The sequence below is a fragment of the Viscerimonas tarda genome (genome assembly GCF_054601255.1).
In genome coordinates this window covers 70,005-96,803 of the sequence record NZ_BAAHWV010000007.1, presented here as the reverse complement: position 1 = coordinate 96,803, position 26,799 = coordinate 70,005, and the positions used below count along the sequence as shown (strand labels likewise).

Genomic DNA, 26,799 nt, shown 5'->3' with positions numbered 1-26,799 from the left:
ATTGAATATAAGTATTTTAAATCTGAAAGAATATTCAGATAGATCGTAAATTCGTCTGGCAAGGCTAATTATCATCTGGTAAAAAACAATCGTTTTCTGAAATAATTCCGTATTTTTGTATTATGAACACGATAGACAGATTATACAAAGAATGGAAGTCGTTGCAGCCTCTAAAACCGGAAATTCAACACCGAATGGATCAACAGTTTATGTTCGACTTCAATTACAACTCCAATCATTTGGAGGGGAATACGCTTACTTACGGACAAACCAAACTGCTACTTATGTTCGGCAAAACCGAAGGTGAGGCTCTTTTTCGCGATTATGAAGAGATGAAAGCGCATAACGTAGGTTTAGAGATGATGAAGAGAGAGGCCTGTGATAAAGAACGCCCTCTTTCCGAGAGTTTTGTTCGTGAATTAAATAGCACTATCCTCGCAGGCGATTTCTACAAAACGAGCAACGATGGCGAAAACCGTTATAAAATACATACTGGTGTGTATAAAACGCGCCCTAATTCCGTCATTACACCTTCCGGCGAGTTGTTTGACTATGCTTCGCCCGAAGAGACGCCCTCCATGATGACCGATTTGCTTAATTGGTATCGGGATATGGAGCAACAAGGCAAGTTGTCTGTTGTAGCTTTGGCGGCATTGTTTCATTTTCGCTATATCCGCATCCACCCATTTGAAGATGGGAATGGTCGTATTGCCCGGTTATTAGTCAATTATATTTTGTATAGGCATGGCTACCCGATGATAGTTATTCCTACCGCAGACAGAAAAAACTATCTTAATATCTTGGGACAGTGTGATAAAAATGTAGGCATGGAACCCTATTGGGGGGCTAATGCTACGATTGAACAAGCCAAACCACTAGTTGATTATATCGCCGCCTTCGTTGAAAAGAAAATGACTATGGCTATTCAGCTTGCGAAGGGCGAGATTACAATTATTGAAGAAACCAAAGAAGAAAACGTCGGTGTAAATGTCGGTGTAAATAGAGCTGTAAATGTCGGTGTAAAAGAATATATCATAGAACATATAAAGGCAAAGCCGAATATATCGGCTAAAGAATTGTCTATCTTATTGCAAAAAACTACCCGAACAATTGAACGGCATTTGAAAGAGTTACGAGTGCAAGGAATATTAACTCGTAAAGGTTCAGATAAAACCGGTTATTGGAAAATTAACTATTGAGTTGCAAAACTTGTCCGACTTTGCAACTTACAGGCAGTTTTCAACTTTCAGGGCAAACGTATGAAAAAGTCCGAACAAGCTAAGGCTGAAAGCCTTAATTTGGCGTAACAGAGATTTTCATGCCTTTGCCCTGCTTCAACTTTCCTTTTTGTAAGGATAATTTTTTTTGTTACACTATCAAAATTCTACATCTGTCCGTGTTGGCATCTGCCCGAATTGTTGAGACCGCACTCCTGCTTGTGTCCGCGATTACACATCATCGAAGCTTCGTCAAAATGCGGACAGTTTTTTGCCCCGCCCCAATTGCCGCCGCTGCTACTGCCTTGAGAACCCGCACTGCTGCCACTGCCCTGTCCTATTCCGTAAAAAATTATGCCAATTATGGCAACAATAATTGCAAAACCGAGAAACTTAAAGAAAGTCAGTAAGAATCCGCATATTCCGATGGGCAAAAAGAGTAGCGCAGCCACCATTATTACAGGGTTGTGGCGCAATTTGACGATAATAATAATTTCCTGAATAACCAAAGCTGCAATTACTACTGCGCTTACCCACCAGTCGTCCATATCCGCGCCCGAAAGTCCGCCTATAATAAATATCACAAGCAGAAAAGCGCCCAGTAGCAAGGTGCCGATATAGGAGTTGAACGGCCGGCTGAAAAGTTTTATCTGGCGAATAAGGTTGAAATAGCCCTTGAACTGAATCCAGATAATGATTGCCGAAACGATAAATCCCCCAAGCGCTTTCAAAATGCCTAATCTGTCCCAGTTGCACCATTCAAAATCGTTTTCCAAAAAGCCAAAATAGATAAGTTCCATTACGAAAGCAGTCATAAGCGTCAGGTATTCGATGCCGAAAAGCAGGATATTGTCTCTTCCCTTGCCAAGAAATGCACACGCAAAGTAAAACAGCGTTAGCCACATTATCCACAGGTGCATATCGCTGCTGTTTAATTGCTGGTGTAATTTTTCTTCTTTTTGGTATTTTTCAAACCATTTGTTTGACTCGCTCAATTCTTTGTTGATGTCCTTATACTCGACAGTAAAAAATTCGTCAAAACTTTTCTTGTCAATATATCGAAGAACGATCCGATATTTGGTATAGGATCCGTTTTCGAAGTAACTTTCGCCCAAAGTTATCCACGGCTTGTTAAAATCGCCTACAAGTACGTGAAGTGGTACGGAATTTAAGCCTTTGCCTTTTCTATAATCATGATAAGTCAGTGTATCAACTATGTCTGCGTTGAAGTTAGGGCTTTCGCGCAGAAAGACGGGTTTATCGGTCTCAGCTTTCCAATAAAGATCTGTATTTGCACCCTTGTCGAAACTTGCGCGGTCAACGTAACATTTTATGTGACGCACCTGTTCCCCACTATAATCTGGCTTCAATCCCTCAATCCAATTGGCGTCGGCAGTACTGGTAACATAAAAATTGAAAAAATCCTTCTTATCCAGCCTCCATTTGTCGATTTCTTTTGCATTTGCATTGGGTTGTTCGCGAAAAACAAATACGATTTGAGGATCCGTAAACGATTCGTATGCAACCACCCGCGATTCTTCGGGAATATCCGTAGGTATATAGCCGGTATATTCACTATCGCAGCTCGTAAGCAATAGCGCTGTGCAGGCAAACAAAATAAATTTTCTAAAACCGGTTGCTTTCATTCTTTATTTCTTTAGGGTGTTATTAAATATTTATGCCTTGCGACAACTTTAGATTGCAACAAAATTAGTCAAAAATAAAATTAGTCAAAAAAAATAATACTGTTATTTCGGCTTTTTGTTAATAAAACCACCGAGTAAATCAATTAGGCAAACGCATGAAAAAAGGTACGAACAGGGGCTGTCTCAAAAGGAGACAGTCATTGGCGCCAAAGGGAGGAATCTCCTGCTCATATCAGCAACTTTACCAATTTCCAAATTTCCGAATTATCGAATTAGCTAATTCATTTTTTATTTTTCACTTTTAGTTTTTAGTTTAAAAACGTACATTTGTAACGCTAAAAATTACTAGTCATTCACAACCCAATTGATTTATAGATGTCTGTAACAATAACGGAGGTAAAAAGCAAGGCTGACAGGCTTAAGTTTGTCAAGTTTCCGGTAAGTTTGTATAAGAACAATCCCTATTATGTGCCCGCTCTTGTTTTGGACGAGATGGATACATTGGATGAAAAAAAGAATCCGGCGTTTGATTTCTGCGAAATGAAATTGTTTTTGGCTTACCGCGACAACCGGATTGTTGGGCGGATTGCGGCTATAATCAATCATCGCTCGAACGAGGTATGGAACCAGAAGCAGGTACGCTTTGGCTTTGTGGACTTTATAGACGATAATGAGGTGGTGGATGCCCTGTTTAAGCGCGTTGAAGACTGGGCAAGGGCGAAAGGTTTAGTGGCTGCTCACGGGCCTTTGGGTTTTACCGACCTCGATCATGAAGGCCTTCTTATAGAGGGTTTTGACAAGCTTGGAACCATGGCCACTATTTATTGCCACCCTTATTATAAGGAGCAGATAGAACGCTTGGGCTACCGGAAAGATGTGGACTGGAAAGAATATTACATAGAGGTTCCGACCAGTGTTCCCGAACGCCACCAGCGAATAGCGAAGATTGTAAGAGAGAAACACGGGCTAAAAATCGTTAAGTTTAAAAGCCTGAAACAGATAACGCCCTACATTGATCAGGTTTTCAATTTGCTGAACAAGGCCTATCAATCGCTGTACGGCTATGTGCCCTTGACGAAAAAGCAAATTGATAATTATGTGAAAATATATGTTCCGCTCCTTCGCTGGGATATTGTTTCGATTATTATCAAAGAAGAAACCGATCAGGTGATTGCTTTTGGGATAGGAATGCCAAGTCTTGCAAAAGCTTTGCAAAAATCGAGAGGAAAGCTCTTCCCGTTTGGCTGGTTTCATTTGCTGAGGGCATTGAAATCGAAGAGCAATCCGGTGATAGATTTGCTGATAATCGGCGTCGATCCCGAATACCAGGGGAAAGGGGTGAATGCGATGGTTTTTGCCGACCTGATTACATCGGCCTATAAATCGGGCTTCGTCTTTGCCGAAAGTAATCCCGAACTTGAAACGAATAACAAAATATCTTCCTTGTGGGATGGCTTTAATGCCGAAAATCACAAAACAAGGCGGGCTTATATAAAGGAATTATAACAATTAGCAAATTAGTAAATTAGCAAATTTGAAAATTAATTCATTTGCTCATTTGCTAATTATCACATTTGCTAATTTACACATTAGAAATATGGAAGAATTGAACAATGATTTGCTTAACGTGTCCGATTATTCGGATGATGATATAAAAACACTTGATTGGCAGGAACATATACGCCGCCGTCCGGGGATGTATATCGGTAAGTTGGGGGATGGAACTTCGGCTGACGATGGGATTTATGTCCTTTTGAAAGAAGTATTGGATAATTCTATCGACGAATACATGATGGGACACGGAAAAACCATCGAAGTAAACATCGCCGAGGGTCGTGTGAAGGTGCGCGACTACGGGCGTGGCGTGCCGTTGGGCAAGGTGAAGGATGTGTCTTCCAAGATGAATACCGGCGCTAAATACGATTCCAAGGCATTTAAAAAGTCGGTGGGATTGAATGGGGTAGGTATAAAGGCCGTGAATGCCTTGTCGTCCTATTTTATTATTCAGGCTTTTCGCGAGCAACAAAGCGTTTCGGTGGAATACAACAGGGCTATTGTGGTTAATGAACCCCCGCTGACTTCCACTACCGAACAAAACGGAACATTGATTGAGTTTGTGCCCGATGAAGAAATATTTAAAGCATACGCCTATCAGGACGAATACATCGAAGGCCTGCTGAAAAACTATGTTTTCCTGAACACCGGCCTGACCATTGTTTATAACGGTAAAAAGTTCTTCTCGAAAAACGGACTTGTCGATCTGCTTCAGGAAAATATGACATCCGAGCCTCTCTATCCGATTATTCACTTCAAAGAATCTGATATAGAGATTGTTATTACTCACACCAATCAGTATGGGGAAGAGTATTATTCGTTTGTGAACGGGCAGCATACCACGCAGGGGGGTACGCATCAATCGGCTTTCAGAGAGACTTTGTCGCGGGTGATTAAAGAATACTACAACAAAAGCTTCGATTATGCCGATATTCGCAGCGGTATTGTGGCCGCCATCAGCATAAAAGTGGAAGAACCGGTTTTTGAATCGCAGACCAAAACAAAACTGGGCTCCCGGGATATGGGGCCTGACGGGCCTTCGGTTCAGAAGTTTATCGGGGACTTTATTAAAAAAGAACTGGATAATTACCTGCACCGCAACTCCGAAACTTCCGAAATATTGTTGAAAAAGATATTGGACTCCGAAAAAGAGCGCAAAGCCATTGCCGGAGTTACCAAGCTGGCTCGCGACCGGGCAAAGAAAGCGAATCTGCACAACCGGAAATTGCGCGACTGCCGCATCCATTACAATGATACTAAAGGCGATAGCTTGGACGATACCTGCATTTTTATAACAGAGGGCGATTCGGCCAGCGGTTCTATAACAAAGAGCCGCAATCCTAACCTGCAAGCGGTGTTCAGCTTGAGGGGAAAGCCCCTTAACTCGTTTGGGCTGACCAAAAAAATTGTTTATGAAAATGAAGAGTTCAACCTGCTTCAGGCGGCATTGAATATTGAAGACGGCCTGGACGGATTGCGCTACAATAAAGTGATTGTAGCAACCGATGCCGACACCGATGGTATGCACATCCGCTTGCTGTTGCTGACGTTCTTTTTGCAGTTTTTCCCCGATTTGGTCAAGAAAAATCACGTTTATATTCTGCAAACACCCTTGTTCAGGGTGCGGAACAAAAAGGAAACGATTTATTGCTACACCGAAGAAGAACGCATAGCAGCGATAAGCAAATTGGGCGCCAATCCCGAAATAACCCGCTTCAAAGGTTTGGGCGAAATATCACCGGACGAATTCAGGCATTTTATCGGCAAAGACATCCGCCTCGACAAGGTAACGATGAAAAAAGAAGACCTCGTAAAAGAAATGCTCAACTTCTATATGGGGAAAAATACCCCCGAAAGACAGGTATTTATTATAGATAATTTGGTGGTTGAGGAAGATGAGTAGTAGGGGCAGACCTTGTGTGTCTGCCCAAAATTGCCCGCGGCTTATTTTGAACTAAAATTAATCCTGTCAACCAATTGCAAAAAATAATCCGCTGACCAAATATCCATTTCTGAAGCATTTTTGATAAATGGGCGAATATCGTTTTTGACTGAATCAATATCCGTCTTCAGGATTTTTTCTTTCAATAAGTTTTTGAAAATTTCGGGTGTAAAATCCTCGCTTTTGATTACATTGATTTGTTCCGATCGTTGTTGCAAGTGCCTAAAATTCAATTCGGTATTATTACGAACATACCACTCGAAATCATACCAATCGCGCCCTTTTACCCGGCTTTTCCATGCGCGGAACAAGAGCGCGTGCATTTTTCCGGCATATAAATCGGGTAGTGTATAACAGCGCACCATAAAAGAAAAGGGCAACATCAATAGTTTGTGTTCCGTTGAAAAGCCCAAGGGTGGCTGTGTATCGACTTCGATTTTTATTTTTATGCTTTTTTCGGTGGTAAAAGCCAAATTGTAAATTTCGGTGTTGTCCTTCAAAAACGCCGATTCTACATTAGTTTGCGTTTTCTTCTCTTTTCGCGTGATACTGATTTCCCGCCCAAGCGAATGAAATTCAGCGGTTATGGCATCGAAATAGTTTTCCAAATGAAAATTTTCATCGGGCTGCAAAAGCGAAAAGTCCATATCTTCACTAAATCGCCCTAAACCATAAAAAATGCGCAGGCAAGTACCATCATAAAAAGCAGCATGGTTAAAAAAACCACCGTGATACAAGCCAGCTAAGGCTGTTTGTTGCATCACTTCGTGCAGGGCGTTCGTGTAATCGTCCTTTGTGCGTATTTCGTAACGCGAGAGCATATTTTGGAAAATTGAGTTCATATCTTTATTTTTTTAGCACGCGGATAACACAGATAAACTGATTTACACAGATTTTTAATTCGACATTTGCATATTGTAATTATAATATCTGTCTTTCTTGAAATCAACATAGCCCTCATCTATTTTATCAAAGCCTAAACGCGAATAAAATGTTACATTTTCAGGTAGTTGAGTGGTTAATCCAATTAAATTACAGGCAGGATTAGACGCAATAAATTCTTGAATAGCGGGCTTTAAAACTGAAGTTCCAATTCCTGCGCCTCTGTATTCTTTGCGAATTACCACCATAGACAAATAATAATATTCAGCGGACTTTATTGATTTCGTCAATCTGTTTTTGTTTAAAGAATCTAATTTAAGCATTCTAACCAATGAATTTATTCCAAATTTCAATATAAACTTTATAATTCCGATTTTCAAATAGATAGAAAGCCCATTTTGCACACCTTTCGGTGGTATGAAAGTGAATGTTCCGATTATTTTATTTGTATTCTTTTCTTTCACAACACTCGTCAGTTTGCGTTTATGATTATTGATAAAAAGAGCCGTTTTGAATAACCAAAACAATCCCTCTTCCTGTTTTGTTTTGAATATAAGAGAATATGCAGGATTCGTTTTAAACGCATCGGTCAGAATTTCGGCAACTTCATTTATTTCCGAATTTTGAATTTTGTAAATCTCAAACATTTGACTGTTAATGTAAATATCCATATTTCAATTTTTTGTTATTTGCGTGTTAAATCACATTCTAAAAACTCCAATAACAACCCCAATTCCCCCTTCTTCCGTCCAACCTCAGCACATTGCCCAATCACATCCAAATCAATATTTTCAACTGCCGAAAAATCAATCCGCAAATCATCTTCCAAATACGCTTGCATCGCCTTGACGGATTGAATCCGCACACTAGGCGTGGCGATAATCAAATCGCAAAGCGCCTTTTCGGGTGTGGCGATGAGGTAAGCATATTCATTATCAACTATTTGTTGGCGAATACCAATCGAAAAATAATCTGTTGGCATGGTAATATATTCAAAACGTCCGAAAGCATTCTCAAACTGCTTTGCCCGCTTGGTTGTAATGGAACGAATGGCAAAAACCTTTTCGGGTATCAGTCCGTAATGCGACAGCGCCGTTTCGAGTGAAATGTATGAAACGCCATATAAATGATTGGCAATCAACTCGCGCGAAATTTGCTTGTGGCTGATTTTGTCCGAAACCACATACAAGCCTTTTTTCAAACGAATAATATCGCCCCGCTTTTCCATGGAGGCAACCTTGTTTCGAGGGAAGTTGTAATTGCCTGTTATGTCGGACAAAACAGCGTTGTCAATCGGTATATTTCCAAACTTTTCTAATTCGTTCATTTTTCTATCTGCATATATTGGGTGCAAAGATAGAAAATATTTCACAGATAGTTGATTTTATTTCAACAAAGTGTGCAATAATTACTGCTTCCGTTTCTGTTACTACAGCCTTGCAGCCTATGTTTGGCAACGAATTGGTATGTAGGCACGGACAACATGTCCGCGCCAGCCAAGATTTCAAAAAAAATCCAACACCCCCAATTCCGTTTTCTTTTTTCCTAGCTCAATACATTGTCGGATTATTTTAACAATCGCCTATTTTCAACTTCCTGTAAAACAGTCATTTGCTGAATGGCAATTTTATTGAGTTTTATCAACCGTTCGCTTTGTATAATGTTTTCGTTAATAAAAACAGCATTCAAATTTTCCATATTTGAAAGACAAATTAGCTCGTTAATTGTGGCATAATCGCGGATATTACCTTTCAAATTGGGATTATTGTCGCGCCATTCTTTTGCTGTCATTCCAAATAGAGCTATATTCAACACATCGGCTTCGTTGGCATAAACGTAAGATATTTGTGAAGCTGTAAGCTCTTGTGGAATAAGATTTTGCTTAATAGCATCGGTGTGAATATGGTAATTGATTTTTGCTAATTCTCGATTCGCCGACCAACCAAGTTGCTTCTGTTCTTCTTCTTTGAGGCGTTGAAACTCTTTGACAATATATAGTTCAAATTCCACAGAAATCCAACTTGCAAATTTAAACGCAATGTCCTTGTGAGCAAACGTTCCTCCATAACGTCCTGATTTAGAAATAATTCCAATGGCTTTCGTGGCATCAGTCCATTTTTGAGGCGACATTGTGAAAGCATTTGCCCCTGCTTCGTTTTTAAACCCCTCGAATTCGAGGGGTTTAAAATTCGGATTGTACAGATATTCCCAAATCCCCAAATATTCAATGGTGTTACGGTTTCGCAACCAATTTGCTATTACGCCGTTAGCATCCGGATTTTTTGCTTTCGCAATATCTGTTAGCGAAATATAATCAACATCATCAATTTTGATAATTGTTACATCTGTTTGTTTTACATTTATTTTTGCCATATTTCAAATACTTATATCGTTTCTAAAAACTCCAACAGTATCCCCAATTTCGTTTTCTTTTTTCCCATCTCAATACATTTACTAATTGTCAAATTTACTAATTTGCTAATTTTTTCTGAACCTTTTCCCAACCTACTTTGTTATATTAGTACTTAGTAGATGTGTGTTTTTCATGTATTAGATGAAAATTAAAGATTTGCCTGCAATGTGATATTGCGGGCTTTTCTTTTTTTTTACACACGCTGACGAATGCCGTTCTTGTATTCGTGAGCCGTTACTCCGTATTTGGATTTGAAGCATTTTCCGAAATATTTGGTGTCGGAAAAGCCAATCATAAACGATGCTTCTTTCACCATAAATTCACCCGAGGCTAATAGCTGTGCCGCCCGCTTCAATTTTATATCTCGGATAAATTCCAGGGGGGCAAGGCCTGTCAAGCTTTTTACCTTGTCGAAAAATACCGAGCGGCTCATGCCAACCGACGAACTTAGTTCTTCAACCGTAAATTCGCTGTTATCCATGTTCTTCTCAATGATGTCAATCGCTTTTTTCATCAGGATTTCGTCCTGGGAAGTAATAACGAATGGTTGCGGTTCAAATTCGATGTTGGACGATGTGGTGAGTTGCGTGCGATAAATTACCTGCAAGCGTTTGCGCTGTTCAATCAGGTTATTAATCCGGGCGCGGAAATAGGGTACGCTGAATGGTTTGGTGATGTAGTCATCGGCTCCGTAAGTCAACCCTTCCAACTTGCTTTCGATGGTGGCTTTTGCTGTCAGCAGCACCACCGGAATATGGCTTGTAGTGATGTCTTCTTTGAGTTTCTGGAGCAATTCTATGCCATTCATGCGGGGCATCATCACGTCGCTGACAACAAAGTCGGGACTTGTTTTCTTCGTTTTTTCCAAACCTGCAATTCCATCTTCGGCCTCAACAACAATGTAATCCTGTTCGAGCAGCGTCTTGATAAATGTTCGCAAATCGGCGTCGTCTTCCACCACCAATATCTTTGGCTTTTTCTCCGGTGTTTCCTGCTGTTCGGTCAGTTCTGTTTCGGCAACCGGTTCCGGCAATTCGTTTTTATCTTCCGGTTGCGAATCGGGCGCAATTATTTCTGTGGTATCATCGAAGTGGTTTAGTCCGCGCGGGAAGCTTACTACAAAAAGACTTCCTTTGCCCAGTTCGCTGTCAACGGTTATTTTTCCGCCATGCTTGTTCAGCAAATCTTTTACAAGGAATAGTCCAATCCCCGTGCTGGGCTTGCTTTTGTCTTCGTTGAAGGAGGCAAAACGGGTGAACAGGCTCTTTTGTTTTTCTTTCGATATGCCGCAACCTTCGTCCTTCACCTCGATGGATAGCTGTTTTTCGTTTCCTTTCACCGTCATTTCAATTGTCTTTTCGTCGGGCGTATATTTAAAGGCGTTTGAAAGCAAGTTCATCACGATTTTTTCTATGCAATCGCGGTCAACCCACACTTTTTCGGCCTTCGCCTGATTGACAAACTTAAAGTTGATCCGGTGTTTTCGCACCTCTTCGTCAAAGGTTTTGCTTATGCTTTCGACAAAAGCGCCCAAATCCGTTTCCTGAATTTTCAGCTGGAAGTGCTGCATTTTCCTGAAGTCAAGAATCTGATTCACAAGCCGTAATATCCGGTTCGTATTTTGGGAGACCAGATTCAATTGGGTTTTCATCTTTTCCGGCGTATCTTTCTCCGACAGCAGGTAATCAACAGGCGCGGTAATCATGGTGAGCGGCGTGCGGATTTCGTGCGAAATGTCGGTGAAGAAGCGCAATTTCATCTCGGATAATTGTTTCTCTATTTCGACATTGTTTTTCAACTGGTAGAAGATGGACAGCAGATGAACAGACAGAAATATAAGCCCCAGCGACAGCACAATATACAAAAAAATCGCCCAGGGAGTTTCCCAAAACGAGGGGAGAACTTTTACCGGCAACGACCGTTCGTTTTCCACCCAGATTCCTTCGCTGTTGCTCGACTTCACCCGAAATACATATTCGCCTTTGGGTATATTGGTGTAATTGGCAATCCGCCGTTTTTGGGCGTAAATCCAGTCATTATCAAAACCTTCGAGTTTGTAGGCGTATAAAATATTGTCGGGGAAATTAAAATCCAAGGCTGTGTATTCGATGCTGAACGAGTTTTGATTGTGCTTCAATACCAGCTCGTCAATGTCCTCAATGCTTCGTTCCAGCGGAGAATCTTTTTTGCCGATAGCGACCGGCTGATTGAATAGCCTGAAATCGGAAAAGGCGATGTAGGGTCTGAAATCGTTGTTTTTAACCTTCGCCGGCGAAAATGTCAGGATGCCGTTCGATAACCCGAAAACCAGGTCGTTATTGCTCAAGCGAAAAACGGAAGCTTCGGAAAAATTAGAGGTTGACATCTGCCGTTTTATGCCCGCAAATGTTTCAAAGTTCTCTGTTTCAGGGTCAAATTTCGACAGGCTGTTCTCTACGCTGACCCATAGTTTGCCTTTTTCGTCTTCGAGAATGGCTAAACACACGTCCGAGGGCAATCCGTCTTTAACGGTATAGGCTTTGAATTTCAGCGGAAAGCCTTTTGGGTCGTATTCGGTTACTTTATTTATTCCACCGCCGAATGTGGCGATAAACATGTCTCCGTTTTTTGTGTTGCAAATGCCGTGTACATCGTTGCTGCTCAAGCTTTCTTTTTGGCTTGGGCTGCGGGTATAGTACTTGTATTCAATGTCGTCGGGCATCGAAAAGGTCGATGAAAACATGATTAATCCGGCAGTGGTTCCCACGCTGATGTTCCCGTATTTATTTTCGGAAATGAACCGCACGCGATAGCCTGTTTCGATGGGATAATTTTTCAGCAGGTTGCGGTGATTAATAAAAACAGTCTTTTTTTCTCCATCTGTTTTTACCAGATTCAAGCCATTCCCGAATGTCCCTACCCAGATATTTCCTTTTGAATCCTGAAATATGCTGTATATGGCATTGTCGCTAATGCTGTAAATATCGTTTGTGCTTTTCTTGAACTGTTCGATTTGGTATTGCTTGGGATTTGTTGTTTTTTGGATTCGGAAAACTCCTTCTCCTTTGGTTCCCAGCCATATATCGCCCTTGTTGTCCTGTATCATGCAATATACGGGACCCAGAAAGGGCTGTTCGCCTGAGATGGAACCGGCGCTTGTGAAGCAGCCAATCAGGTTGTATTTTTCGTCATAAACACTCAGGTAATTGTTTTTGGTGGCAATCCATATATTGTTGTCTTTATCCTGAAGTACTGCGCGTACATCGTTGGCTGTCGGCGACTTGGCATGAGGGTTTATCGGGATTATCTTGAAATAATCCACATCAAATATAACTTTCTCCAATCCATGCGTATGCGTGCTCAGCCAAAGATTGCCTTGCTTATCGGAGTAGGCCGTGTGCAATACATTCGAGAACCGCCAGTCGGGCGACGACTGATTATTATAGAAAGGTAATAAACTATTATTATACTTGTCGTATTGCGAAAAACCGCCTCCTTTCGGATGCACCCATATATGCCCGTAAATGTCTTCTATAACCATCGGGATAGGGGGTGTGATGGATGCCGGAGTTATATCTTCTACTTTTGCATGAAAGTAGGTTATTTGTTTGTTTTGGGTGTCGAACTTGTATATTCCCAGCTCGTCCGTCTCAAACCAGAGCTGTTGCAGTTTGTCGAAATAGAGGAGGACTACGTGATTATTCTTCAGTTCTTTGGTATTTGCGCTGTTGTATTTCAGGAATGTATCATCTGCTTGATTGTAGGTCAGGAATCCATCGTTTGAGGTCGAGATAACCAGCTCACCGCCCTGTATGGCCTGAAAACCGGTAATATCGGAGCTTGTAGGCGTTTCGAGAAGGCTGAATTTGCCGGTCGATTTTATATATTTCCAAATCCGCCCTTTGTTCGAGCCAAACCATATCTCTTTGTCGAACTCAATGGCCGAGAAAAAACTTTGGTTTTCGTTCCCCAGCTTGTTATCGAAAAAGAAAGGAAGTGTTTCGTCCTGTCCGCTTCTGACAAGGCATAATCCATTATCAGTCAGTATCCACGAGTTGCTGTTTTTGTCTTCGTGTACCAAATGAACGGAATTCCCTTTCAATTGCCCTTTGGGCGCGTTATATACTTTGGCCGAAAACAGGGAATCGGTTATGCAGATACAGCCATTTTGCAGGGACAGCAACCAAACTTTTCCCGATGGCTGCACCTTGATTTGCGACAGCTGAAACGGGTAGTTTTCGTATCCGGGAATAGATTGTATTCCCTTGAAAGTTTCGGTATGGGGGTCGAAACAATGCGCCTCGCCATCGTACGATTTCAACCAGATATTCCCGTACTTGTCCTCGCACAGGTTCTCAATCCGGTTGCTCTTCATATAATAGGTATCGCCCGATTGTACCTTGTAATTTTTGAACCGGTAGCCGTCGAACTTGGAAAAGCCGTCCCATGTTGCAAACCACATAAAGCCCTTATGGTCCTGTATAATCTCCATAATGGTATATTGGGGCAATCCTTCTTCGATGGAATAATGCTCGAAATAGTGCGAAAGCTGAGCGGCGACATTTGTTGCGCCAATGCTGCAAAAAACGATAAAGGCAAAGATTTTATGCATAGTTTTTTAGGTTTCAAAGTTCAAGGTTCCAAAGATGCAAATATAATAAAATAATGTAAATAATAAGAATAATGTGCCGATTAGCACATCAATTTATTTGTCCCCCTTTCTTAGGTGATTTGTCCCCCCTGTGTCAAATAAAAATAGCTTAATATTGCATAATAAAGTGAATACCATGAAAAAATTCTTCTTTTTAGCGCTGTTTTGTACAGTTTGTTTCCTTTCAAACGCTCAAACTCCGGCATTTCCGGGAGCCGAAGGGCATGGCCGGTACACAACAGGCGGGCGTGGCGGAGCAGTGTATTATGTAACCAATCTCGACGACAACACCAGCCCCGGTTCGCTCAGGTATGCAGTTACACGCACGGGTGCACGGACTATACTTTTCAAAGTTTCGGGAACCATATTCTTGAATAGTGAACTAAAAATAAATAACGGGAATCTGACCATTGCCGGACAATCGGCTCCGGGCGATGGCATCTGTGTGGGCGGTTTTCCGGTTACGATAAATGCCGATAATGTAATTATCCGCTATATTCGCTGCCGCATGGGCGACGAACGGGACATCAGTTCGGATGGCGCCGATGCCATGGGCGGACGCCGACACAAAAACATCATCATCGACCACTGCTCGGTGAGCTGGTCAACCGATGAATGTTGCTCGTTCTACGAAAACGAAAATTTTACCCTGCAATGGTGCCTTATATCCGAAAGCATGAATCTGTCGAGCCATTCCAAAGGCGAACATGGATATGGCGGTATTTGGGGCGGTATGAAAGCCAGTTTTCACCACAACCTGATGGCGCATCACAAAAGCCGTGTTCCGCGTCTCGGCCCCGGGGCAAATTCTACGCCAACCAACGAATTGTCCGACATAAGGAACAATGTGTATTACAACTACAATGGCGAGGGATGTTATGGCGCCGAAGCCATGCACGTGAATATTGTAAACAATTATTACAAGCCGGGCCCTGCCAATACCGCGAATGCTACCAAAAAAGGACGTATTGTTGCCATTGACAAAAAAATAGACAATTCCTTCCCCGCAATAGAAGATGTGTGGGGCGATTTCTACATCACCGGCAATGTGATAGACGGCCATGCCAACGCTACTGCCGACAACTGGACGTATGGCGTTTACAACCAAATTCATTCCAAATACGGAACGCTTAGCCAAATAACAAAAGATACGCTTCGACTTTCGGAACCGCTTGCTACCGACGTGGTTACTACGCACACCGCCCAACAGGCCTACGACCAAGTATTGCTGTATGCGGGCTGTTCGTTGCACCGCGATGCCTTGGACGCACGAATTATTGAAGAAGCGCGCACGAATACGGCAGCATACAAAGGTGCAACCGCCAATCGTCCGGGCATTATTGATTCGCAAAGGGATTTGAAACCTGCCGGTGCGGGCGATGAATGGTCGGCCTGGCCGGCATTGGCGCAATCGACAGCTCCTGCCGATTCTGACGGCGACGGCATACCCAATGGCTGGCTGGATGCCAATTACCCGGGGAAAACCGCTACCGCCCTCAACGCCGAAGGTTATACCTGTCTGGAAGTGTATCTGAACAGCCTTGTTGGCGAAATCACCGGCAAACAAAACGAAGGTGGCCTTACCTCCGGGTTGAAGCCATATACAGCAGGCAATAGCGAAATAAAGTGCTATATCAACCGTTCGGCTAAAACTTTAACTGTTGAATCGGCGGAAAGACCGAAAAAGATTGATATATTTACTGCCTCGGGCGCAAGAATTTATTCGCAAATCTATAACAGCGCCTGCGAAACAATAAACTTGTCGGCTGTGCCAACCGGAATCTATATTGTGAAAGTCCTCAGCGAAGGATACGATTCGCCTTGTGTAACTAAAATTATACTCTAGTTTATATTAACTATATATATTAATCACTAAAAATTTCAGAATATGAAAAAATTTACAAAATTTACATTACTCTTCGCTATCCTGCTGGTAATGGGTAACATGACCGTAAAGGCGAAGGATTACAGACCCCAAGTAACTAACGAAATTACATCCAATACTATCATCTTCTATCCGCGAGACCTGACAGGTGCAGAAGACCCCGAAACATTGTGGGTTGTTGCGCCGAGTTATAGTAAAGGAGACTATAATTATACAAATTTGACAGGGGCTCCAGCGGGTAATCCTAGCGGAATTACAGATAATCTTCAATCAGCAAGTTCCGTGGGTATGATGCAGATAAAAACAGATGGCGGGACAAGCGCTTATAATTCGGAAAAAAGAGTTGTTCACATGCGCGTTTCCGGTATTGCCGGCGTTATTGTTCATGGATACACCGGCTCTGCAGGCAGGGGTATAGCCATAGGATACAATGATGTAGATGCTGAGGGCTTTTCAGACGCGAGTATCCCGATAGAAGTTGCAACAATGACCAGAGCTACCAGCGGTAGTTGTATCTTGCCATATTTATCTTTTGACCCTGAGAAAACTTATATTATTTCTGTTTATGCGGCAGGAGGTGATACACGGTTTTATGCTATTGAATTTTTAACAAGTATCACAACCGGCATTTCATCGGCTGATGCCGAAAAAGTAGAAAAATCGGCAGTGTATTTCGACCTTCAGGGAAGAGTGGCAAACGAAAATGCCAAAGGCGTATTGATAAAGAAAACAACTTATACCGATGGTTCTGTTTCGACAGACAAGGTTATAAAATAAAAAACCAGCCCCCCCGCCCCCCGTAGGGGGGATCCTGAATCCCCCCTACGGGGGGCGGGGGGGCTTTTATTCACTATTTAAAATTTTATTATTATGAAAAGAAATTTACTTTTAACATTAGTAGCTACATTTTTTGTAGTAAGCGCTACCGCTCAAACTCACTTTGTGAAATTTGAGGAACTGTATGAAACCATAAAAGCGGAAGCAGAAGCAGAAGGGCCTGCTGCCCTTAGTTCGGGGAATAAATACCTGTTGAATGACGACCGTGTTCTTGGTATTTTTAAGATTGTATCGCCTTCCAATAGAACGGCCAGGATAGATAAGGCTGACCTTAAATTTACAAATGGCGTGGAAACTACTGTACGCCTCGAAACCAATGGCGCTTCCAATACCACTAATGGCCGGAAGATTTACATTGATTGCCCTTCAGCAGGCACACTAACAGTAGGAGGTTATAATTCAAGTGCTTCTGAACTTCGTGGCTATAAATTGGAAAAAGAAGATGGAACTGCTATTTCTGAGGCAGCAGCTGCTCTTGAAGCAGCGGATACGCAAGCCATTGTTCCCCAAGTTTATAAGATAACCGAAGCCGGAATAGTAGTTCTTAACCCTAATGGTGGTATTTATTACGGATTCCTTCAGTTTGAAGCTAGCGGATCCGGCGTTTCTTCGGCAGATGCCGAAAAAGTAGAAAAATCGGTTAGCTATTACGACCTTCAAGGAAGAGTAGCAAACGAAAATGCCAAAGGTGTGTTGATTAAGAAAACAACCTACACCGATGGTTCTGTTTCGACAGACAAAGTTATAAAATAAAAAAACCACCCCCCCGCCCCCCGTAGGGGGGATCCTGAAGCCTCCCCCACGGGGAGGTTGGAGGGGCTTTCCCCTACGGGGGGCGGGAGGGCTTTACTGTTAATTTTTAAATGAAAACTATTATGAAGAAAACTAAAAGAGTATGGCGCTCGATGTTGGTTTTTTCGTTGCTCTTTTTATGTAGCAACGCTATGTTTGCGCAACAGAAGACCCTGACGGGTGTTGTGAAAGAAACAAACGGAGAGCCTGTTATTGGCGCTGTTGTCCTTGTTAAGGGAACATCAGCCGGAACCGCGACCGATATGGACGGTAAATTCACCCTGAAAACAACAGACGGTAAAACCTTGGTTGTTTCGTATCTAGGGTTCGTAACAAAAGAAGTCCCCATCAACGGTACAACTTTCGATATTGTACTGGAAGAAAATTCAACCAGCCTGGATGAAGTAGTTGTTATTGGTTATGGCTCGGTCAAGAAAAGAGACCTCACCGGTTCGGTTAGCTCTATTCAGGGTACCGAAATTGCCAAAATTCCTGTAACAAGTACGGCACAGGCGCTGACTGGACGTTTGGCCGGTGTGCAGATTACCACATCAGACGGATCGCCCGATGCCGAAATGATTATCCGTGTGCGTGGGGGTGGCTCCATAACCGGAGACAATACGCCACTTTATATAGTGGATGGATTTCCGGTAGGCAGCATCAGCGATGTGGCTCCTACCGATATTCAGGACATTGTGGTACTGAAAGACGCTTCCTCAACGGCTATCTACGGATCGCGCGGAGCCAACGGGGTAGTGCTTATCACCACCAAAAACGCACAAGCCGGAAAAACCAAAATCTCCTACAACGGCTACCTGCAAGGCAAATCGCTGGCAAAGAAAATAGACGTGATGGATCCTTACAGCTTTGTGATGTTCAATTACGAAAAAGCCCTGGTACGGAATCAAGTCTCGAGTTTTGAAAAAAAATACGGCGCTTACGACGACTTGGACCTGTATAAATACCAAAAAGGCGCCGATTGGCAAGAAGACATGTTCAGCCATGCCGGTATTTCGCAGTCGCACAACATCAATGTAACCGGCGGAACAGATATTACCAAATTCTCACTTAGCGGAACCTACCTCACCGACAACAGCTTGATGAGAGACAACGGTTACAACCGCTTCAACCTGAACTTTAAACTAGACCATAAATTAGCCTCCAACCTCAAGCTCGATTTTGGCGTGCGTGTTTCCGATACGCAAACCAAAGGAGCCGGTACCAGCGGTGGAACCTACAAAGTGCGTTCGTACGAAGCTATGATGCGGGCGCCGGTCAACGGTTTAGCCGATTTTACCGTATTCGACCCCAGTACGCTGAGCGACGAAGAACTCGACCAGTACCTGACCGACAATATGACCCAAGCCGAAAAGGCTGCCCAATACTGGCGTCGTAAAACCGAACGCCGCTATAACTTTACCGGAGCTTTGGATTGGAATATCCTCAAGAACTTGACTTACCGACTGGAAGGCGGATACAACTACTTGTTCAACGAACAAAAAGACTGGTATGGCGCCAAAAGCGAAAAGGCCATCAAAGACGGAAACAGCTTGCCAATGGCCGAATGGGACAAAAAGAATAGTTACAGTTATCGTATAGCCAATACCTTGACATGGGATACTGAGCTAGACGACAAGAACAAGTTTAATGTGATGTTGGGACACGAATTAAACCAAAGCGGTTCGGAAAGTATGGGTCTGACCGGAAAAGGCTTTCAGAAAGATATAGCACCCGAAAAAACATTTGCTTCACTGGCTTCAAATTCGGGAGAAATAGGTTCCAGAATAATTTCCAGTTCATTGGCCAAAGATACCAAGATGGTTTCGTTGTTCGGTCGTTTGAACTACAATTACAACGAGCGTTACTTGCTTACCTTGACATTCCGTGGCGATGGTTCTTCCAAATTCCAGAGCGGTAACAGATGGGGATATTTCCCTGCCGGAGCGCTTGCCTGGCGTGTGTCGGAAGAAGATTTTATGGCCGGCACACAAGATTATTTGTCTAACCTGAAACTGCGCCTGAGCTACGGAGAAGTTGGCAATAATAATATTGGTAACGGTTTGTTTGAAACCTTGTATAAAGCATATAGCGGGGGTAAAAATTATGGAGCGGGCAGCATCCTTAATCCACATTATACGCTGGCCAACTCGCAAATGGCGAATCCCACATTGAAATGGGAAACAACCGTTACGCGCAATGTCGCAATCGATTATGGATTCTTCAGAGAACGCTTGTCGGGTAGTCTTGAGTATTATTGGAACACCACCCGCGACCTGTTGGTTATAGTTCCTACGCCTGCTGTGGAATATAGCACAGTACAAAAAAATATAGGTCAAACATCCAACAGAGGGGTGGAACTTTCCTTAAACGCGGCGCTTGTTCAACAAAAAGACTTTTCGTTGAACTTCAATTTCAATGTCGGATTTAATAAAAATAAGGTTGATAAACTGACCGGCGATATAAACATAATGGATTATCAATCGGGCGCATTCTCTACCGACACACACGAAAGTGATGATTACCGCGTGATTGTAGGTCAGCCGGTGGGCTTAATCTATGGTTTTGTTTATGACGGCGTTTATCAGGCAGACGATTTTGAAACTTATACCGATGCCAACGGACGCAAGCATTTCCAGTTCGACAGCAGTGGAAAATATATCTTAAGACAAACGGATGACAACGGCAACCCGATACCATCAAATGCCTATTCGTCGGCCGGTTCTAATGCAGGCCTCCGTCCGGGAGCAGTGAAGTTGAAAAACCTGAATCCCGGAGAAGACAATGTAATTGATGCAAAAGACCGTCAGGTTATAGGTAAAACCACACCGAAAAACACGGGAGGCTTTGGTCTGAATGCCACTTATAAGGGCTTCGACCTGTCGGCCATGTTCAACTGGGTGTATGGAAACAGCGTTTACAACATGGATAAGATTGTAACTACACAGTCGTACCGTAATACCAATGCCAATTTGCGCGACTACATGAATCCAGCTACAAGCGCCTGGACCTACCTCGACCGTTCGACCGGTGAGCTGGTTAACGACTACGAAACATTGAAAGCGATGAATGCCGGAAAATCGTACTGGTCGCCCCTGACCATCCCCGATAACAACCCGCTGGTCTCTTCGTGGGCAGTAGAAGACGGTTCATATCTTCGTTTCCAGAACCTGACAGTAGGATATACGCTTCCTGCAACTCTCACAAAGAAGTTTGCATGCAGCCAGTTACGTCTCTATTGTACCTTAAACAACCTCTATACCTGGACAAGCTACACAGGATACGATCCTGAGGTAAGTTCTTCGGTACGTGGAAGTTCGGTAGGTAATATAACTCCAGGTGTTGACTACTCTGTTTATCCCAAGTCTTTTTCGTGGACAGCCGGAGTGAATATAACATTCTAATTAAACTAATTAAGGAATAAATATGAAAAATAAAATAGTATATTTGGCAATCTTGTTTGGAAGTTTACTTGCAACTTCCTGCGACGATTATTTGGATACGAAGACGCTATCGGAAGATAACCGTGAGTATCTGTGCTCGAACCCGACTGACGCTCAAAAAATGGTGAACCACATTTATACGTTCTTCACCGAGGATTCATACACTTCGCGTATGTCGAACAACTGGATGCAAAACACCGATGTGGAATTTTCTCCAATCACCAAAGCCCAGGCCGAAGCGCATAACGACCGGCGCGGAGTATGGGGAATAAATGCCGGTGATTTCGGCGATATTCAGACTGCTTACAACCATTGTTACCAGGCAATAGGTTTTGCCAACTCGGTAATTGAGGGAATCGAAGCCAGTCAGATGTATAAAGATGGCGATAAAACCATGAGGCAGTTGCTGGGCGAAACCTATTGCCTGCGTGCCTACCGCTATTTTCTGTTATGTAATTTTTGGGGCGATGTGCCATTTGTAACAGTTCCTTCGGTTTATGGAGCCGATATTAATCCTCCCCGCTCGGACAAGAATATCATCTATTCGCAGCTGATTCAGGATTTGGTGAATGTAGAAGAAAGCATGTTGTGGGCCGACCAGCTGAATAATAAAACTGAGGTGATGAACCGTGAATTTGCATTGGGCTTTATCGCTAAACTGGCGCTTTTCCGTGCCGGATACTCCATGCAGTTCGACGGCTCCATGTCGCGTTGCCGGATTGACGATAAAATTGAAGCGGTTGTTTATAAAGATGAAAACGGCGTGGAACAAACAGCGCAAACCAGCGACGACTTCTACAAAGTGGCACAAGCCTATTGCCGTAAACTTATCGCATTGAAAGACAGAGCGCTTCCTACCAACTTCAAGAACATATTCTATACCCAGATTAACTCGGCAAGTCCGGCAAACAGCGATGTGTTGTTTGAAATGGGATTTGTTCAGGGTGGCGGTGGCGACGTGGGCTGGTGTATCGGTATTCCTGTGTTGAGCAGCGTAAAAGGTTCAACTACAAACTATACCAGTCTCACAGCATCGTATGTAACCTCATTCGATAAAGAAGACCAACGCTTTAACGTTACGGTGGCGCCCTACAAGTATGTTACCGAATCGGTTCAGAATGCTATGAACCCCATGGATATATCAACAGCTAAATGGTCTCGTCTGGATTTGACCTCTGCGGCTAGTGGCGACTCGAAGAATACCGGTATCAACTGGCCTATTCTGCGCTACCCGGATGTATTGCTGATGCTTGCCGAAGCCGATAACGAAATTGCCAACGGCCCAACTGCCGAAGCAAAAGATCTGCTGAAACGAGTACGTGAACGCGCATTTGTCAATGCTTCTAATAAAGGAGCGCTGGTGGATAATTATATTAATAACCTGAACGATTACGATTCGTTCAAGAAAGCAATCAGGGACGAACGCGCCTGGGAATTTGGCGGCGAATGTGTTCGTAAATTCGACCTGATTCGCTGGAATTATTACAGCGATGCCATCGTCAATACCATCGGATGGATGATAAACGCAGGAATGAATGCCCAAAAAGTTAAACTGGTAAACGGCGAACTGATTTATGATAAAAATCTGGTATCGGCAGACCTGAACGTGGCAAACAGGTTGTATTTCACGTTTAACAGCGGAATGGTTCAGTTCGAAAATGATGTATTCACAGCCAGGGACGATACTTCCGAGCCTTACAAGAGCGCTGTAACTATTAGTAATGACGATGCCAAAGCGGTTGGAACCAGCGCCGATCTTTACCGTGTTGATTTTGCCAAGTATTTTGTCAGCGTTTCAAAAGAAGACCCAACCACTAAGCAACCTTATGGTACCGACCCTGTTACCGGCGAAGACATACAGAAAGGAACTATTCCCGAAAGCATCCTTTACAGCTGGTTTGGTCTGACTGATGGTTTGGTTAGCGGTACCGAAAATCTTTCGGCGCTCAGAAATAAAGTAACTCCTTATGTGATGCCTCTCCCGAAATCAAGGATTATTGCATCGGCAGGTGTTCTTTCTAACGAAGGTTATGCTATCCGTAATAAATAAAAAAGAAAACGAATATGAAAACATTAAAATATTTCAGATACATAATGCTTGCCCTCATTGCAGGTGCAGGTTTTACAAGTTGCGAGGACGACGACTTGGGGGATGCCCCCCGTCTGTTCAGGCCTATCGCTTCAATCGAGAAGCAGAACAATAACGTTGTTTCTACCTGGGACAATATTAAAGGAGCTACTTCTTACGAGCTTGAACTTCTTAAAGCTGATGGCAAAGACGAAGCAGGCGATCCTATTTTTGTAAGTTACAGAACCGAGTTGGTTACGTCTTCTCCATTCACCTTTGCCGATGTGGAATGGGACGAACAGTATAAGCTGAAAATTAAGGCCGTAGGCGATAACATTGAATCGGGATTGTATGAAACTGACGCTTTGTCGGTAACTTATCCCACTAAATTGCAATCGACACGGGTGATTGACGTAGCAGTACTGGTTACTTGGAAAGCTGATGGCGAACCCATTACATCCATTAAAATAGTACCCGAAGATCCGGCAGAATCAACTGTTGATGCCGTTGTATCGCAGGCCGAATACGAAAGCGGACAAGTAGCTGTTTACGGTTTGAATCCGGCAACTTCCTACAAATTGTATGCTTATTCGGGTGCAGAACAAACCGGCGACACTTACGAAGGACGCCTGCTGTTCAAAACATCGGTTGCCGAAGACTTTGATGCAATATACGGTGCAGGCAAATACCTCGACCTGAGGAGCGTGAGCGATAGCGCCGAAGTTTTGTTGTCGGCAGAAGTAAAGGCCAAGATGAATGAAATTGATGGTCTGGCGATTATCCTGAAAGGCGGATTCCAATATGACGTAACGAATGCCATCAAATTCGAGAAATCGGTTACTTATACTACCGGTTTATCGCTCGAAGGCAATGCTATATTCATACAGAGCGGAGGTCTCCAGAGCAATACCGGAGCTGTGATTGATAATGTAACATTCAAGCGTATCAACTTCATCAGCGACAAAGCGAGGGACTTGCCTATCAGTGCAACCACCGATAAAGGCTTTGGCGGACGTCAGGTTTACAATGTCAATAATTCCGGTTCAACAGTCAATAACATGGTGTTTGAAGACTGTTTGATTGAAGGCTACCGTGCCATTGTTCGTTTGCAGGGAGCTACCGATGGCGTACAGAATATCACATTCAAGGCTTGTACAATCAACGGTATTGGCGACCAGGGTGTTGTAACAACTACCAATCAGGCGACTGCAAAAATGGAAACCGTTACGTTCGAAAATTCTACGATCACCAATATCATTATGTTGGCCGATTTAAGGGCGAGCGCAACAGGCCCCACATTCAATATAAAAAATTGTACATTCTGTTATGCTCCGGTAGAAACTACAGCGAATGCAAACACGCCTTTACTCCGCTTGGCTGCTAACCCAACTGTGTTGAATATTGAAAATACCATATTCGGCCCTTCGCTGGCAACAGCCGGAAGCGCCGGAGGCGCCATGAGCGCTTATACGGCAGGTACAGCAGGTTCTATTATGATAAACGGAACAGCGGTAACGCTTGGCGTAACCAATTCGTATAAAACAAATTATGATTGGACAACCATCGGAACTGCAACCTACCCAATAGACGGACTTGAATCGCTTTCGGTAGATGAAACTGTTTTGTTTAAGAACCCATCGGAAGATAACTATGGTATTGATTATACGTTTAACGGCGCTAAAAATTCAGGCGCCGTAAAATGGAGAATGCCATAATATATTGAAGTCTATTTATTTACGAGAGCATCTGAAAAGAAAGATAAGTATTGTGTCAATATTTTCCTGCACTTTTCGGATGCTCTCTGAATTTTAATTAAATCGTTGAATATGTTTTCAAAACGAATAATTTTTGCTGTTGTAGTTTTGGCTACAAGCCTTGTTTCGTGTACTCAAAAAGCGACAGGCCTTTATCCATACGAATATCTGTATGAAAATCTGGCATTTGATATGCCTAGAGTAGAGAAGCCGGTCTTTCCCGGCAATGAAACGAATATTCTCTCACACGGAGGTGTTGGCGATGGCTTGACGCTGAATACGCAAGCTTTTGACGATGCCATGAGAGCCTTGTCGGAAAAAGGTGGGGGAAGCTTGATTGTTCCCACAGGCGTGTGGTTTACCGGCCCCATAGTTTTCAGGTCGAATATTAACCTGCATTTGGAGAAAGGCGCGCTTATTTTGTTCACGCCCGATAAAGATGCCTATCCTTTGGTCGAAACGTCATTCGAGGGATTAAAAACCCGCCGTTGCCAGTCGCCCATATCGGGGAAAAACCTCGAAAATATCGCTATCACCGGCGAAGGTACTATCAATGGCTCGGGCGAAGTGTGGCGGCCGCTCAAGAAAGATAAGGTTACTCAACGTTATTGGAACAATGTGGTAAGTTCGGGCGGCGTGCTGAAAAATGAAGCCTACTGGTTGCCTTCCGAATCGGCCTTGAAAGGTGAAATGTTGAGCGAAGCCAACTTCAATGTGCCCAGCGGTGTATTGACGGAAGCTGATTGGTTGGCCATCAAAGACTTTATGCGTCCGGTGATGGTGAGTTTTATCGAGTGTAAGAATATCCTTTTGGAGGGCGTTCTTTTCGAAAATTCGCCCAGTTGGAATATTCACCCCTTGATGTGCGAAAACATAATCATAGACGGTGTCTTCATCCGAAATCCATCCTACGCTCAAAACGGCGACGGGCTGGATCTGGAATCGTGTAAAAATGCGATTGTGGTAAATACAACGCTGGATGTAGGCGATGATGCCATTTGCCTGAAATCGGGGAAAGATGCCGAAGGCCGGAAGAGAGGGATGCCTACCGAAAACGTGATAGTGGATAACTGCAAGGTATTCAAAGGTCATGGCGGATTTGTCGTAGGCAGCGAAATGTCGGGTGGCGTACGCAATGTGTCGGTTTCAAATTGCCAGTTCCTGGGCACGGATGTTGGTTTGCGCTTCAAAAGTACGCGCGGCCGGGGTGGTGTTGTCGAGAATATTTATGTGAACAATATCAACATGTTCGACATTGTTACCGATTCGTTTCTGTTCGATTTGTATTATGGCGGAAAATCAGCCTCCGAATCCTTGGCCGATGGCGATGTTACTCCGCTGGACGAACTGATTCCCGAAGTTACGGAAGAAACGCCTGTTTTCCGCAATATTTATGTAACGAATCTGGTATCGCGAAATGCGCGCAGGGCCTTGTTCTTTAATGGCCTGCCCGAAATGAATATTTCGAATATCAATGTAAAAAATGCCTTCATCAGCGCGGATTTTGGCGCTGAACTTTCCGAGGCAAAAGATATTAAATTCGAGAATGTTACATTAGTAGTAAAAGAGGGTTCGGCCATCCTGCTCAACAACGTGAAAAACATGCAGGCAACGGATATTACCGCCCAATGCGATTCGCTAAGCCCTATCGTAAAAGAAACTGGTACTCGAAACGAAAATATACAGTTAGCTAAATAATCGCCCCCCCACCCTCTCCAACCTCCCCCTACTGGGGAGGC

General features: G+C 43.3%; 16 protein-coding genes. 10 read left to right on the top strand and 6 right to left on the bottom strand.

Going from position 1 to position 26,799, the window contains the following annotated elements:
* Nucleotides 1-122: 122 nt before the first annotated feature.
* Nucleotides 123-1,199, top strand: coding sequence for a Fic family protein (locus ACYPWY_RS04775; protein ID WP_459684288.1), 1,077 nt, complete (start codon nt 123-125; stop codon nt 1,197-1,199).
* Nucleotides 1,200-1,384: 185 nt separating this feature from the next.
* On the opposite strand, the gene ACYPWY_RS04770 is transcribed toward ACYPWY_RS04775, so the two are convergent.
* Nucleotides 1,385-2,863, bottom strand: coding sequence for a hypothetical protein (locus ACYPWY_RS04770; RefSeq protein WP_459684287.1), 1,479 nt, complete (start codon nt 2,861-2,863; stop codon nt 1,385-1,387).
* 375 nt (nt 2,864-3,238) lie between these two features.
* Here ACYPWY_RS04770 and ACYPWY_RS04765 point away from each other — a divergent pair, with 375 nt between their 5' ends.
* Entirely contained in the window at nt 3,239-4,369 is a 1,131-nt protein-coding gene (locus ACYPWY_RS04765) for a hypothetical protein (protein ID WP_459684286.1), read from the top strand.
* Nucleotides 4,370-4,460: 91 nt separating this feature from the next.
* Complete coding sequence (locus tag ACYPWY_RS04760) at nt 4,461-6,320, top strand: DNA topoisomerase IV subunit B (protein ID WP_459684285.1); 1,860 nt, start codon at nt 4,461-4,463, stop codon at nt 6,318-6,320.
* A 41-nt stretch (nt 6,321-6,361) separates the two neighbouring features.
* Here ACYPWY_RS04760 and ACYPWY_RS04755 read toward each other — a convergent pair whose 3' ends face one another.
* The 5 genes from ACYPWY_RS04755 to ACYPWY_RS04735 form a co-directional block, all read right to left on the bottom strand.
* Nucleotides 6,362-7,201 carry a nucleotidyl transferase AbiEii/AbiGii toxin family protein gene (locus tag ACYPWY_RS04755; RefSeq protein ID WP_459684284.1) on the bottom strand — a complete coding sequence of 280 codons (840 nt, stop codon included), beginning with the start codon at nt 7,199-7,201 and terminating at the stop codon, nt 6,362-6,364.
* Between the two features lie 54 nt (nt 7,202-7,255).
* Nucleotides 7,256-7,912 (bottom strand): GNAT family N-acetyltransferase, encoded by a 657-nt coding sequence (locus ACYPWY_RS04750; RefSeq protein ID WP_459684283.1) that lies wholly within the window; start codon nt 7,910-7,912, stop codon nt 7,256-7,258.
* 14 nt (nt 7,913-7,926) lie between these two features.
* The gene (locus ACYPWY_RS04745) at nt 7,927-8,568 is read right to left on the bottom strand and encodes a type IV toxin-antitoxin system AbiEi family antitoxin domain-containing protein (protein ID WP_459684282.1); all 642 of its coding nucleotides are present in this window, start codon (nt 8,566-8,568) and stop codon (nt 7,927-7,929) included.
* Between the two features lie 239 nt (nt 8,569-8,807).
* The gene (locus ACYPWY_RS04740; RefSeq protein ID WP_459684281.1) at nt 8,808-9,614 is read right to left on the bottom strand and encodes a KilA-N domain-containing protein; all 807 of its coding nucleotides are present in this window, start codon (nt 9,612-9,614) and stop codon (nt 8,808-8,810) included.
* A 233-nt stretch (nt 9,615-9,847) separates the two neighbouring features.
* A complete protein-coding gene (locus tag ACYPWY_RS04735) occupies nt 9,848-14,245 on the bottom strand; it encodes a hybrid sensor histidine kinase/response regulator transcription factor (protein WP_459684280.1) in 4,398 nt (1,465 codons plus the stop codon).
* A 175-nt stretch (nt 14,246-14,420) separates the two neighbouring features.
* On the opposite strand from ACYPWY_RS04735, the gene ACYPWY_RS04730 reads away from it, so the two are divergent.
* From ACYPWY_RS04730 to ACYPWY_RS04700, 7 genes are all read left to right on the top strand, one after another.
* Nucleotides 14,421-16,130, top strand: a complete 1,710-nt coding sequence (locus tag ACYPWY_RS04730; protein ID WP_459684279.1) for a T9SS type A sorting domain-containing protein — start codon at nt 14,421-14,423, stop codon at nt 16,128-16,130.
* Nucleotides 16,131-16,172: 42 nt separating this feature from the next.
* A complete protein-coding gene (locus tag ACYPWY_RS04725; RefSeq protein ID WP_459684278.1) occupies nt 16,173-16,946 on the top strand; it encodes a hypothetical protein in 774 nt (257 codons plus the stop codon).
* Nucleotides 16,947-17,039: 93 nt separating this feature from the next.
* Nucleotides 17,040-17,759 (top strand): hypothetical protein, encoded by a 720-nt coding sequence (locus ACYPWY_RS04720; RefSeq protein WP_459684277.1) that lies wholly within the window; start codon nt 17,040-17,042, stop codon nt 17,757-17,759.
* Nucleotides 17,760-17,881: 122 nt separating this feature from the next.
* Nucleotides 17,882-21,199 carry a SusC/RagA family TonB-linked outer membrane protein gene (locus tag ACYPWY_RS04715; protein WP_459684276.1) on the top strand — a complete coding sequence of 1,106 codons (3,318 nt, stop codon included), beginning with the start codon at nt 17,882-17,884 and terminating at the stop codon, nt 21,197-21,199.
* A 22-nt stretch (nt 21,200-21,221) separates the two neighbouring features.
* Nucleotides 21,222-23,288 carry a RagB/SusD family nutrient uptake outer membrane protein gene (locus tag ACYPWY_RS04710; protein ID WP_459684275.1) on the top strand — a complete coding sequence of 689 codons (2,067 nt, stop codon included), beginning with the start codon at nt 21,222-21,224 and terminating at the stop codon, nt 23,286-23,288.
* Between the two features lie 14 nt (nt 23,289-23,302).
* Entirely contained in the window at nt 23,303-25,021 is a 1,719-nt protein-coding gene (locus tag ACYPWY_RS04705) for a hypothetical protein (protein ID WP_459684274.1), read from the top strand.
* Nucleotides 25,022-25,132: 111 nt separating this feature from the next.
* The gene (locus tag ACYPWY_RS04700; protein WP_459684273.1) at nt 25,133-26,758 is read left to right on the top strand and encodes a glycoside hydrolase family 28 protein; all 1,626 of its coding nucleotides are present in this window, start codon (nt 25,133-25,135) and stop codon (nt 26,756-26,758) included.
* The last annotated feature ends 41 nt before the right edge of the window (nt 26,759-26,799 follow it).